The organism is Sphingomonas rhizophila (assembly GCF_014396585.1).
Classification (GTDB): Bacteria; Pseudomonadota; Alphaproteobacteria; order Sphingomonadales; family Sphingomonadaceae; genus Sphingomicrobium; species Sphingomicrobium rhizophilum.
This window is the reverse complement of the sequence record NZ_CP060717.1, coordinates 1,227,680-1,240,436: the sequence shown is the minus strand read 5'-3', so window position 1 is coordinate 1,240,436 and position 12,757 is coordinate 1,227,680. Positions and strand designations below refer to the sequence as shown.

Below are 12,757 nucleotides of genomic sequence, written 5' to 3'. Positions count from 1 at the left end.
ATCTCAATCCTGATAGATCGGGAAGCGGGCGCAGAGCGCGCGGACCCGGGCGTTGACGTCGGCTTCGACCGCCGCGTCGCCCGCGCTGCCATGCTTGGCCAGCGCGTCGAGAACATCCGCCACCATATCACCGATCTCGCGGAACTCCGCTTCGCCGAACCCACGCGTGGTTCCGGCGGGCGAGCCGACGCGGATGCCGCTGGTCTGCATCGGCGGCAGCGGGTCGAACGGGATGCCGTTCTTGTTGCAGGTGATGCCGGCGCGCTCCAGCGCCTCGTCGGCGTCCTTGCCGGTCACGCCCAGCGGACGAAGATCGACCAGCGCGAGGTGGGTGTCGGTCCCGCCCGCGACCAGGTCGGCACCGCGCTCCTTGAGGCGCGCGGCCAGCGCCTGGGCGTTGGCGATGACGGCCCTGGCGTAGGTCTTGAAGCCCGGTTCCAGCGCCTCGCCGAACGCCACGGCCTTGGCCGCGATGACATGCATCAGCGGGCCGCCCTGAAGGCCGGGGAACACCGCCGAATTGATCTTCTTGGCGATCGCCTCGTCATTGGTCAGCACCATTCCGCCGCGCGGGCCGCGCAGCGTCTTGTGAGTGGTGGTGGTGACGACATGGGCATGGCCGAACGGCGTCGGATGCTCGCCCGCGGCGACGAGACCGGCGAAATGGGCCATGTCTACCATCAGATAGGCGCCGACGCTGTCGGCGATCTCGCGGAATCGCTTGAAGTCGAGATGGCGCGGGTAGGCCGAACCTCCGGCGATGATCAGCTTGGGGCTGTGCTCCTTGGCCAACCGCTCGACCTCGTCGAAGTCGACCAGATGATCGTCCTCGCGCACGCCATACTGCACCGCGTTGAACCACTTGCCGGACTGCGCCGGCGGCGCGCCGTGGGTCAGGTGACCGCCGGCGGCAAGGCTCATGCCGAGAATGGTGTCGTTGGGCTTCAAGAGCGCCATCATCACCGCGCCATTGGCCTGCGCGCCCGAATGCGGCTGGACGTTGGCGAATCCGCAGTTGAACAGCTTCTTGGCCCGCTCGATCGCCAGCGTCTCGACCGCGTCGGACGGGGCGCAGCCCTGGTAATAGCGGCGGCCGGGATAGCCTTCCGCATATTTGTTGGTCAGCACCGAACCTTGCGCCTCGAGGACGGCGCGGCTGACGATATTTTCGGACGCGATCAGTTCGATCTGGGTCTGTTCGCGGGTCAGTTCCGACTTGATCGCGGCGGCGACATCGGGATCCGCGCTGCCGAGCGTCTCGGTGAAGAAACCGAGCGGCTGGACGTCGGTGAGGTCGGGGCGGTGGCCATCAGGCGGGTTCCGTCTCGGTTGAAGGGTTGGCAAGCTGTTCAACGCGGTGGGTATGTCGCCCACCTAGAAAATCGGTGTCGAGGAATGCGGTGACGCATGCCTTGGCCATCTCGGTCCCGATCAGGCGAGCTCCGAGCGCGATGGCGTTGCAGTCATTGTGCTGTCGGGCGAGGGTCGCCGACAGCGGCTCGGCGACCTGGGCGCAGCGGCAGGCGGGATTGCGGTTGGCGGCGATGGCGACGCCGATACCCGACCCGCACACCGTGATCCCGCGCTCGGCGCGGCCGTCGGCCAGCGCCTCCGCCATCAGGGCGCCGAAACGCGGATAATCGACGCTGTCATGGCTGTTCGTGCCAAGGTCGATCGGTTCGTGCCCGGCCTCGCGAACGAAGGCGACGAGCAGGTCTTTGAGGTCGACCCCGGCGTGGTCGGCGGTGAAGGCGATGCGCATGACGTCCGGATAGGCCAAGGCGCCGGGATTCGCCAGTGTGTGAAGGCCGTTCGGAGGCTTAAATTAGGCGGCGCGGACGTCCTGGAGCTCCAGCCGGTCCCAGATTTCGACCAGCGCGCTGGTGAGTTCGTCCATCATCGCTTCGCTGTGGTTGGGGCCGGGCGTGAAGCGCAGCCGTTCGGTCCCGCGGGGGACGGTCGGGAAGTTGATCGGCTGGACGTAGAGGCCGTATTCGGCGAGCAGGATGTCGCTGATCGCCTTGGCCTTGACCGGGCAACCGACCAGCAGCGGCACGATGTGCGTGACGCTTTCCATCAGCGGCAGCCCCGCCGCGACGAACTTGGCCTTCAGCATCGCCGCGCCGGCCTGCTGCGCCTCGCGCTCTTCGGCTGAGGCCTTGAGGTGGCGGACGCTGGCCAGCGCGCCGGCGACCAGCACCGGCGACAGCGAGGTCGTGAAGATGAAGCCCGGCGCATAGCTGCGGATGCAGTCGACGATCGTCCGGTCGGCCGCGACATAGCCGCCCATCACTCCGAACGCCTTGCCCAGCGTGCCTTCGATGATCGTCACCCGGTCCGCGACCGCGTCGCGTTCCGAAATGCCGCCGCCGCGCGCGCCGTACATGCCGACCGCATGGACTTCGTCGAGATAGGTGATGGCGCCATAGCGGTCGGCGAGATCGCAGATCTCAGCGATCGGCGCGACGTCGCCGTCCATCGAATAGACGCTTTCGAACGCGATCAGCTTGGGCGTTTCCGGCGCCTCGTCGCGCAGCAGCTGCTCGAGATGATCGAGGTCGTTGTGGCGGAAGACGCGCTTCTCGCAGCCCGAATTCTTGATCCCCGCGATCATCGACGCGTGGTTCAATTCGTCGGAGAAGATCACGCAGCCGGGCAGCAGCTTGCCGAGCGTCGACAGCGCCGCCTCGTTCGAGACATAGCCCGAGGTGAACAGCAGGGCGCTTTCCTTGCCGTGCAAATCGGCAAGCTCGGCCTCCAGGTCGACGTGGTAATGGGTGTTGCCGCCGATGTTGCGGGTGCCGCCCGAACCGGCGCCGACATCGTGCAGCGCTTCTTCCATCGCGGTGACGACCGCCGGGTGCTGGCCCATGCCGAGATAGTCGTTCGAACACCACACGGTGATCGGCTTCGGACCGTTGTGCCCGGCAAAGCAGCGCGCGTTGGGGTAGTTGCCCTTGGTGCGCAGGATGTCGATGAAGACGCGGTAGCGCCCCTCGTCATGGAGGCGATCAATCGCCGCCTTGAAGATCTTGTCGTAATCCACGGTGCTAGAACTTGTCCTCGCTCCCGCGCCCATTAACCTCGGGAAGCCGGAAAGGCCATTGCGAACGACTCGCAGCTAGATGCCTTCAATGACCGCCAGGCCAAAACCCTCCAGAGCCCGGTAAAGGGACGGGCGTGGCGGTGCAGTGAACACGGCTGTCCCCGGAGGCACCTGGTCGGGCCAGGGTTGGCCAGTGGTAAGGTGGGCAACCCGCCGGGCGATGCCCGGTCCGCCGTCGACCTGGGCGATGCCGGGGAAGGCGGCGGCGATCTCGTCCGCTAGCAGTGGGAAGTGGGTGCAGGCGAGGACCATGACGTCCATTCCTCCCGCTCCCGGCGCTTCCGTCATCTGCGCGATGGCGGCACGCACGGCGTCAACCGAAACCGCCTCGCCAGCGAGCTTGTCCTCGGCCAGCTGGACGAGCTCCGGGCTGCCATGGCGGATGACCGTGCAGTCGGCGGCGAACCGGGCGGCAAGGTCGTCGACGTAGGGCTGGCGAACCGTTGCGGGCGTTCCGAGGACACCAATTACCCTGCTTTTCGACTGTTCAGCGGCCGGCTTGATCGCCGGAACCGTACCGACAAGGGGAAGGTCAAGCGCGGCGCGGGCGTGATCGAGGGCAATGGTCGACGCGGTGTTGCAGGCGATGACTGCCAGGCGCGGGCGATACGCTTCGACCAGCCGGCGCAGCAGTTCAGGGACACGCTCGGCGATCTCGTCTTCGCTGCGCGTGCCGTAGGGAAAAGCGGCGCTGTCCGCGGCGTAGACGATCGGCGCCGTCGGCAGCAGCGCGCGGGTGGGGCCGAGCACGCTGAGGCCGCCCACGCCCGAATCGAAAAACAGCAGGGGCGCGGCCGGGTCCATGGCGGCCATGTGAAGAGCCATGGCTCCGCCCGCAAGCCCGGGCGGTTGCGGAGGTCTTTCGATCTGCTAACCCAAGGCCATGACCGGCACAGTCCTGATCGCGCTCGGCGTTGCTTATCTCCTTGGATCCATCCCGTTCGGGCTTCTGCTGACCCGCTTCAGCGGCAAGGGCGACATCCGCGCCATCGGATCGGGCAACATCGGAGCTACCAACGTCCTTCGCACCGGGTCGAAGGGCTGGCCGCGGCGACCCTGATCCTCGACGCGCTGAAGGGTGCGTTGGCGGTGTGGCTTGCGCAGCGCTTCTGGCCGGGCGGCGAATTGTACGCGGCGGCCGGCGTGCTGGTCGGGCATCTCTACCCAATCTGGCTTGGCTTTCGAGGCGGCAAGGGGGTCGCCACCTTCCTCGGGGTGCTGGTGCCGCTGCTGCCGATGGCGGCGCTGGTTTACGCCGTGGTGTGGATCGCGATGCTGCTGATCGTCAGAATCTCCTCGGTGTCCGGAATGACCGCTGCCGCGAGCGCGCCGGTGACCGCTGCGGTGCTTGGCGAACGGGCGCTGTTCCCGGCGCTGTTGGCCTTCGCCGTCCTGATCATCTGGCAGCATCGCGAGAATATCCGCCGGCTCGCTCGGGCCAGGAGCCGCGGGTCGGACGCCGCCCCGATTGAGCCACCCGACCGACCTCATCGACCGCCTGAGACTGATCCGCACCGCCGGGATCGGGCCGGTTGCCTATCGCCAGCTGATTGCCCGGTTTGGCGGTCCGTCGGCCGCCATCGACGCCATCCCCGATCTTGCCCGGCGTGGAGGCGGAGCGGCGCCGCGGATCTTCCCCCGCGCCGACGCGGAGCGGGAAGTCGAGCGCGTCGAGCGATTTGGCGCGCGATACCTGGCGATCGGGCAAGGTCTGTATCCGCGACGTCTCGCATCGCTTCCCGACGCGCCGCCGCTTGTGATCGTGAAGGGGCGGTTGGCCGTCCTCGACCAGCCGCCGGTCGCGATCGTCGGTGCTCGCAACGCCAGCGCTGCCGCCTGTCGCTTCGCGCGTACCCTGGCGTTCGAACTCGGCCGCGAGGGCGTGACGGTCGTGTCCGGACTTGCCCGCGGCATCGACACCGCCGCTCACGACGGCTCGCTCGACAGCGGAACGATCGGCGTCATCGCCGGCGGAATCGACGTCGTCTATCCGCCCGAGAACGAGGCGCGGCAGGCGGCGGTCGCTGAACGCGGACTGCTGATCGCCGAGATGCCGCCCGGCACCGAGCCGCGCGCACGCCACTTCCCGCACCGCAACCGGATCATCGCCGGGCTGGCTGACGGCACGGTCGTGGTCGAGGCCGCGCCGCGTTCCGGATCGCTCATCACTGCCCGGCTGGCCGGCGAGATGGGCCGCGAGGTGATGGCGGTCCCCGGCTCCCCGCTCGACAGCCGCGCGCAGGGCTGCAACCAGCTGATCCGCGAAGGCGCGACGCTGATCCAGGATGCGCGCGACGTCATCGAGCAGATCAGGCCCATCGCCGGCGTCGCCAGCCCCGTCTTCGACTTTGACCACGCCTCGCCGCCGCAGCCGGTCGACGCGCCCGACGATGTCCGCGCCCGGATCGAGGAGTTGCTCGGCGCGTCCGCCGTTCCGGTCGACGAGATCGTCCGATTGTCGGGTGCCGGGGCAGGAGACGTCCAGCTGGTCCTGCTGGAGATGGAGCTTGCCGGACGCCTCGACCGCCACGCCGGCGGCAAGGTCAGCCTGACCGCTTGACGGGCGCCCGAGCGGCCCGACAATCGCGCGTATACGTACGTAAGGAATGTCCGCTTGAAGCTTGTTGTCGTTGAATCGCCCGCGAAGGCGAAGACCATCGAGAAATATCTGGGCCCGGGTCACAAGGTGCTGGCCAGTTACGGCCACGTCCGCGACCTGCCGCCGAAGGACGGGTCGGTCGATCCCGACGACGGCTTCGCGATGGTCTGGGACAATTATCCCGACAAGGCGAAGCAGCTGAAAGCGATCAGCGACGCGGCCAAGGGCAGCGACACGCTGATCCTGGCCACTGACCCCGACCGCGAAGGCGAGGCGATCAGCTGGCATGTGCAGGAAGTGTTGAAGAAGAAGAAGGCTCTACCCGCGCACGTCGAGCGCGTAACCTTCAACGCCATCACCAAGTCTGCCGTTACCGAGGCGATGAAGCATCCGCGCGACCTCGATGAGGACCTGATCGACGCCTACAAGGCTCGCCGTGCGCTGGATTATCTCGTCGGCTTTACCCTATCGCCGATCCTGTGGCGCAAGCTGCCGGGCGCCAAGTCGGCCGGCCGAGTGCAGTCGGTGGCGCTTCGCCTGATCGTCGACCGCGAGCGCGAAATCGAGTTGTTCCGGGCGCAGGAATATTGGTCAGTCAGTGCGACCTTCGAGGCCGATGCGACGCCCTTCACAGCCCGGCTGGTCGCGTTGGACGGCAAGAAGCTCGATCGCCTCAGCATTGGTGACAAGGGCAGTGCCGACGCTGCGAAGCGAACGGTCGAGGAAGGGCGCTTCACCGTCCAGTCGGTCGAAACCAAGCCGCTGTCGCGCAACCCGCCGCCGCCGTTCACCACCTCGACCCTGCAGCAGGAAGCGGCGCGCAAGCTCGGCTTTGCCGCCAGCCACACTATGCGCCTCGCCCAGTCGCTCTACGAAGACGGCCTCATCACTTATATGCGGACCGACGGCGTCCAGATGGCGGAAGAGGCGATTTCGGCCGCCCGCCGGGCGGTGACCGACCGCTATGACGCCGGTTACGTCCCCGACAAGCCACGCTTCTATTCGACCAAGGCCAAGAATGCGCAGGAAGCGCACGAGGCGATCCGACCGACCGACTTCACGAAGGACCGCGCCGCGTCCGGCGATCACGCCCGTCTCTACGCGCTGATTTACAACCGGGCTCTGGCCAGCCAGATGGCGTCGGCGCGGCTGGAACGCACGACGGTCGAGCTGACCGACGGAGCGGGCCGGGCGACGTTGCGCGCAACCGGCCAGGTCGTGCTCTTCCCCGGCTATCTCGCGCTTTACGAAGAAGGGCAGGACGACAAGGCCGACGAGGATGGCGGCCGCATGCCGGCACTCCGGTCGGGCGATGCGCCGACCAAGACCGGGGTCGAGGCGACGCAGCACTTCACCCAGCCGCCGCCCCGCTATTCCGAAGCGTCGCTGGTCAAGCGCCTGGAAGAACTCGGCATCGGGCGGCCGTCGACCTATGCCGCGACGCTTCAGACGCTGAAGGATCGCGAATACGTCCGCCTCGACAAGCAGCGCTTCATTCCGGAGGAGAGCGGGCGGCTGGTGACGGCGTTCCTCGAGCGCTTCTTCGAACGCTACGTCAGCTTCGACTATACCGCCGAGCTGGAAGAGGGGCTCGACGACGTGTCGGGCGGGCGCCTCGGCTGGCAGCAGCTGCTCGACGCCTTCTGGCGCGACTTCAAGCCCAAGGCGGGCGAGGTGATGGAGCAGAAGCCCTCCGACGTTACCGCGGCGCTTGACGAATTCCTGTCGCCCTACCTGTTCCCGGACAAGGGCGACGGCAGCGACCCGCGGCTGTGTCCGCTGTGCGGGACGGGCAAGCTGGGCCTTCGCGGCGGCAAGTTCGGCGCGTTCGTCGCCTGCTCGAACTATCCCGAGTGCAAATACACCCGTCAGTTCGGCCAACCGGGCGGCGCCGAAGCGAGCGAGGGGCCGGCGGAACTCGGCAACGGCATCACGCTCAAGAGCGGTCGCTTCGGCCCCTACCTCGAACGAGGCGAGGGTGAGGAGATCCAACGCGCTTCCATTCCGAAGGATGTGCCGCAGGACGGCCTCACGCTTGAGATGGCGGAAAAGCTCTTGTCCCTGCCGCGCGAGATCGGTGCGCACCCGGAAACGGGGCAAATGATCAGTGCATCCATCGGACGTTACGGGCCATACCTGCTACATGATGGGAAGTACGCGCGGCTGTCGTCGACTGCGGAAGTATTCGACACCGGCATGAACGCGGCCGTCGCCAAGCTCGCCGATGCTGCTGCCGCCAAAGGGCAGCGCGGGGCGGCGCGCGGGAACCGCTGGCGGTGCTCGGTGCGCATCCGGAAAGCGGCAAGGAGTTGAAGGTGATGGACGGGCGCTATGGCCCTTACGTGACCGACGGTACGACGCACGCGACACTGCCCAAGTCTGCCGATCCCAAGGCGGTCACGCTCGACGAGGCCGTCGCGCTGGTCGATGCCAAGGCAGCGAAGGGGCCGGCCGCGAAGAAGGGCCGTCGAAAGGCGGCGCCGAAGAAAGCGGCGGCCAAGAAAAAGAAGGCTTAGTCGCCCTTCAGCCGGATGACGTAGACCGGGCCGATCTCAACCTGCTGCTTAGCAAGGCCGGTATGGATCGCGACCTCGCCGCCACCGGCCGGCAGGTCCATCGTCGCGGTCGTCCGCCACTGGAACAGTTTCCAGCCCGGCGCGAGGTGGATCGCCTCCTCGCCCCAGCCGGCATAGGGCGCCTTGTTAGACTGCATCCGCAGGCTGACGAGGCCGGTGCCGTTCGGTGTTTCCGCCGATTTCGCCCGGGCGAGGACCGCAACGAGCAGGCGATCGCCCTTCCGAACCGCGCCGGCGATCGGCGCGTTGGCGCCGGCATCATAGGGTTCTTTGCCGGCCTGGCTGACGGTCAGCAGGGTCGCCTGGCGCGTGTAGACGTCGGTCGTCGTCGTCTCGCTGGTCTGCGCGTTGCCATACGTTACCCATTGCCGGTTGGTCGGGACGTTGAGCAATTCGCCCTTGCCCTCCAGTTGCGGCGGCAGAGGGTCGCCCGTCGGTTTGACCGCATTGGGGGTCACCGTCATCGATCCTTCGACCACGTGCGCTTGCCCCAACTGCAAGGTCTGGCTGACGCTGGCCAACTGGAGTCCGACACCGGCATTGGCGGGTATGTCCATGGTTGCGCGCGCCGCGACCTCATAGGTCTTCCATTCTGGCCCGACGGTTACCGTGGTGTCGCCGAAGCCGTTGTAAGGCTCCTCGTTCCGGAAGAAGCGGACCAGGATCTTGCCCTGGCCATCGCTGGCGCTGCTCTTGACGGCTCGCGCCCAGAACCGAATGGCGTAGTCACGGCCTTTGACGATCGGTGCCGTCAGCAGGATGTTCGTTCCCGCGGCATAGGGTTGGCTGCCACGGCGAACCTTCACCTCGACCGCCGCACCGCCGCTGATGGGCACACCGGTGAGCGGCTTCACGGTGTAGTCCGACCCATAGTAGAGCCAGTCGAGACTGGCTGGATCGTTGATCACTCGTGGCGCCGACTGCGCTTGCACAATCTGCGGCGCAAATCCGACCGCCGCCAATGCCACCATCCACGCCCGGGTCGTCACGATGCTCTCCCCCTATGCCCTGACGCTAGACGACACCTTTTTCGGCCGCGCTTCCACAGGTTCGGCAGCCCGGATCGGCAGGAATACGTATGCGGCGCCACTCTCCGGACACGCCATCGAACAGGTGCAGCACCCCATCCTGGGCCGGCCCGATGCCTCCCAGACGGTTGATGGCAAGCAGCGCGGCGAAGCTTCCGACGGTCGCGGTTAGCGCGCCAAGGACTCCCAGTTCCGCGCAATTGTCGCAGTCGTCGGCATCGAAGGCATTGCCGACGAAACAGCGATAGCAGGGATGCGCAGAGAATAGTGCGACCTGGCCCTGGAACTGCACCGCCGCCGACGACAACAGCGGTACGCCCAGAATCACAGCGGCGTCGGAAGCGAGCAGCCGCGTCGCAAAATTGTCGGTGCCGTCGATGATCAGATCGTGGCCGCCGAGTGTGTCCGTTGCATTCTCGGTGGTCAGCCGCTGGCCGATGGCCGTCACCGTGACGTGGGGATTGCGGGCGAGGGCAAACGCCTTGGCCAACTCGGCCTTCGGCATTCCGACATCTTCGGTCCGGTAGAGTGGCTGCCGCTGGAGATTCGACAGATCCACCGTATCGCCATCGATAATCGTGAGGTTCCCCACTCCCGCCAACGCCAGCGCTGGAATGACGGCGGCGCCGATCCCGCCGGCGCCAATTACGGCGACCTTGGCGGCCTTGAGCCTTTGCTGACCGGTCCCGCCGAATTGCGGAAGGACGATGTGCCGGGCGTAGCGGTCGAGTTCGTCGTCGCTGAAGATCATTGGCCGGTCGAGCCGAAGCCTCCGTGGCCGCGGTGGGTGTCGTCGAGGTCATCAACCTCCTCGAAGGCCGCAAGGGTCACCGCAGCAGGAACCAGCTGCGCGATGCGTTCGCCGCGGCGGATCTCGAACGGATCGCTGCCATGGTTGATCATCAGCACCTTCAATTCGCCGCGGTAATCGCTGTCGATCGTCCCCGGCGTGTTCGGCACGGTCACGCCATGCTTGAAGGCGAGGCCGGAGCGGGGCCGGACCTGGATCTCGTAGCCTTCGGGAATGGCGACCCGGAATCCGGTCGCCACCGCGTGGCGCTGGCCCGGCTGAAGGTCGAGGTCCTCGGCCGCGACCACGTCCATCCCGGCCGCGCCCGGCGTCGCATAGCTTGGCAGAGGCAATCCCTCGCCATGCGGCAGGCGGCTGATCTGGATTCGAATGGTCATGCAAACTCCTGGCTGATGCGGTCGATGAGGCGGCCAGCGACGTCGGCTTTCGACGCTTCCGGCCAGTTGTCCGATCCGTCATCGGTAATGAGGTGAACTTGGTTGCGAGCACCGCCCATGACATCGCCCGAAACGTCGTTGGCCACGATCCAGTCCGCACCTTTCGTTTTGCGTTTCGTCGTAGCATTGGCGACTACGTCGTTCGTTTCAGCGGCAAAACCGATGAGCAAGGTCGGTCGATCAGGGTGGTTGGCAAGTGTCGCCAGAATATCCGGGTTGGGCGCGAATTGCAGCGCTGGTGGCCCGTCGGACTTCTTCAGCTTGATCGAACTGGGCTTGACCTTCCAGTCGGCTACCGCCGCCACCAGGATGGCGACGTCGGCAGGAAGCGCGGCCTCGACTGCCGCCAGCATTTGATCCGCCGTCCCGACGTCGATCCGCGCGACACCGGCAGGCGTGGGCAGGGAAACCGGACCGGCGATCAAGGTCACTCGTGCCCCGGCCATGGCGGCGGCTTCGGCGATGGCGAAACCTTGCTTGCCCGAGGAACGGTTGGCGATGACGCGCACCGGATCGATTGGCTCCTCGGTAGGTCCCGCGGTCACGAGGACGTGGCGGCCCGTCAGCCTGCCGCTACCGACATCGACCTTCGGGCGGTCAGACAGCATCGGCGCGATGCGGCGCAGGATGTCTTCCGGCTCGGGAAGGCGGCCCGGACCGTATTCACCGCAGGCCATTGGTCCTTCGTCGGGATCGAGCACGGTCACGCCGTCAGTTCGAAGCTGTGCGACGTTCCGTTGGGTCGCTGCGTGCTGCCACATGCGGACGTTCATCGCCGGAACGGCGACCACAGGCTTGTCGGTCGCGAGCAGCAAGGTAGTCGCCAGGTCGTTGGCGATCCCGGCGGCCATCCGCGCCAGCAAGTCGGCGCTAGCTGGGCAAACCAGCACCAGGTCAGCAGCACGGCTAAGCTGGATATGGCCCATCTCCGCCTCGTCCTTGAGGTCCCACAGCGACGTGTAGACCGGGCTCTCCGCAAGGGCGGCAAGGCTCATCGGCGTGACGAAATGCGCGCCGCCGTCGGTAAGGACAGGCGTCACCCCGTGGCCGGACTTGCGTAGCAGGCGGATAAGCTCGGCGGCCTTGTAAGCGGCAATGCCGCCACCGACGATCAGGAGGACGCGGCTCATGCCGGTTGCTGTGCCATGCCGCGGGCGGCGCGCACAAGCACGGCGATGGCCCGTGGCACGAAGGCGAGGCCGGCCAGCGACAGCGGCGCAATCAGCAACGCCCAGTAAAAGGTATCTGGACGCGCGAACAAGGCTAGCATCGCGCCGTAGCCCAGCATCATCAGCGCTACGCGTGCTGCCCAGCCCGTACGCACGGAGGCCCAGCCGAAGATCGACAGGATGATGGCGGCAAAAGCGAGGGCTTTCGGCAGGACCGTCGCGCTCGATACGGCCGAGAAAGCGGAAAGGGCAAAGCGGGGCCCTAGGAATGACTGCCAGCCGGGTGACGCCAGGTCGTCGGGCCGAACGACGGTGGCAACCATTCCAGCATGCCAAGTGAGATAGACGGCAAAAATGCCGAGAACGGCGGCCCATCCCGCCGCTTCGCGCCAGCATCGTTCGATAGTCGCCAGGCCCAGCATGACCAGGATCATTGGAAGGACCGTCTCGCGGACCATCAAGGCCAGGCCTCCCGCGATGATTGCCGCTGCGGCATGCCCGGGACGCCGCAGGCCGATCATGAGCGCCATCAGCAGCGCTGCCCAGCTTTCATGAAACAGGCCGGTGACAGGCTCGATTAGAGTCGCGGTTCCGCCGACCATCAGGATAAGCGCCGCTGCCCGCCCGCGCAACGGCAAGACGGGAATCAGCCGGATCCACCACACGACCAGAACGGCCAGAGCCAACAGGCCCTCGAGAACGACCATCACGGTTTCGCCCACCAGCCCATAGGCAGTGGCGTGCGTCGGCGCGCGGAATGTCACGAACGGCTTGAGCGGGTAGCTGCCCTTGCGAAGTTCATCGGCGGCAACGGGATAATAGGCCTCCCCGGCGGCGACCCGCGCGGTGATGTCGCGATACAGTTGCAGGTCTGACTGTTCGGCCTCGCTGGCGCGGACCTTGGGCTTCGGAGCATCTGGCGTTGGGGCAATGGCCACGAGGATTGCGACCGCGAGAGCGAGCAGGGTTGCGATGGCCGCGCCTCGGCCAAATCGATCGAACCGGGTCGGGAAGCTCCCGAGGTCAACCAT

Annotated in this window: 10 protein-coding genes and 2 pseudogenes; 3 read left to right on the top strand and 9 right to left on the bottom strand. The window is 66.7% G+C overall.

All coding sequences use genetic code 11. The features are described 5' to 3' along the window. Positions 1-3: 3 nt before the first annotated feature. The 4 genes from glyA to murI form a co-directional block, all read right to left on the bottom strand. Positions 4-1,344, bottom strand: coding sequence for a serine hydroxymethyltransferase (gene glyA / locus H9L12_RS06205; RefSeq protein WP_187543052.1), 1,341 nt, complete (start codon positions 1,342-1,344; stop codon positions 4-6). Beyond that, on the bottom strand, positions 1,310-1,762 hold the full coding sequence (rpiB, locus tag H9L12_RS06200; RefSeq protein ID WP_187543188.1) for a ribose 5-phosphate isomerase B: 453 nt from the start codon (positions 1,760-1,762) through the stop codon (positions 1,310-1,312). The genes glyA and rpiB overlap by 35 nt, the downstream gene beginning before the upstream one ends. 63 nt (positions 1,763-1,825) lie before the next feature. Next, positions 1,826-3,046: a 5-aminolevulinate synthase gene (gene hemA, locus H9L12_RS06195; protein WP_187543051.1), complete on the bottom strand. Its 1,221-nt coding sequence runs from the start codon at positions 3,044-3,046 to the stop codon at positions 1,826-1,828. A 75-nt stretch (positions 3,047-3,121) separates the two neighbouring features. Next, positions 3,122-3,910, bottom strand: coding sequence for a glutamate racemase (murI, locus tag H9L12_RS06190; RefSeq protein WP_187543187.1), 789 nt, complete (start codon positions 3,908-3,910; stop codon positions 3,122-3,124). A 79-nt stretch (positions 3,911-3,989) separates the two neighbouring features. Between murI and plsY the strand changes: the two are divergent. The 3 genes and pseudogenes from plsY to topA all read left to right on the top strand — a co-directional run bounded on the left by plsY (position 3,990) and on the right by topA (position 8,221). After that, a pseudogene (gene plsY / locus H9L12_RS06185) lies at positions 3,990-4,578 on the top strand (glycerol-3-phosphate 1-O-acyltransferase PlsY). Next, positions 4,575-5,666 carry a DNA-processing protein DprA gene (gene dprA, locus H9L12_RS06180; RefSeq protein WP_187543050.1) on the top strand — a complete coding sequence of 364 codons (1,092 nt, stop codon included), beginning with the start codon at positions 4,575-4,577 and terminating at the stop codon, positions 5,664-5,666. Before plsY ends, dprA begins: the two are co-directional and overlap by 4 nt. A 54-nt stretch (positions 5,667-5,720) precedes the next feature. Continuing rightward, a pseudogene (topA, locus tag H9L12_RS06175) lies at positions 5,721-8,221 on the top strand (type I DNA topoisomerase). On the opposite strand, the gene H9L12_RS06170 reads toward topA, so the two are convergent. From H9L12_RS06170 to H9L12_RS06150, 5 genes are read right to left on the bottom strand one after another with little or no spacing between them, the layout of a single operon-like run. Beyond that, on the bottom strand, positions 8,218-9,270 hold the full coding sequence (locus H9L12_RS06170) for a carbohydrate binding domain-containing protein (protein ID WP_187543049.1): 1,053 nt from the start codon (positions 9,268-9,270) through the stop codon (positions 8,218-8,220). The pseudogene topA and the gene H9L12_RS06170 sit on opposite strands and share 4 nt — an antisense overlap. A 25-nt stretch (positions 9,271-9,295) precedes the next feature. Continuing rightward, a complete protein-coding gene (locus tag H9L12_RS06165) occupies positions 9,296-10,060 on the bottom strand; it encodes a HesA/MoeB/ThiF family protein (RefSeq protein ID WP_187543048.1) in 765 nt (254 codons plus the stop codon). After that, positions 10,057-10,497: a dUTP diphosphatase gene (dut, locus tag H9L12_RS06160; RefSeq protein ID WP_187543047.1), complete on the bottom strand. Its 441-nt coding sequence runs from the start codon at positions 10,495-10,497 to the stop codon at positions 10,057-10,059. Before dut ends, H9L12_RS06165 begins: the two co-directional genes overlap by 4 nt. Continuing rightward, a complete protein-coding gene (gene coaBC, locus H9L12_RS06155) occupies positions 10,494-11,687 on the bottom strand; it encodes a bifunctional phosphopantothenoylcysteine decarboxylase/phosphopantothenate--cysteine ligase CoaBC (RefSeq protein ID WP_187543046.1) in 1,194 nt (397 codons plus the stop codon). Before coaBC ends, dut begins: the two co-directional genes overlap by 4 nt. Then, entirely contained in the window at positions 11,684-12,757 is a 1,074-nt protein-coding gene (locus H9L12_RS06150) for a hypothetical protein (RefSeq protein ID WP_187543045.1), read from the bottom strand. The genes coaBC and H9L12_RS06150 overlap by 4 nt, the downstream gene beginning before the upstream one ends.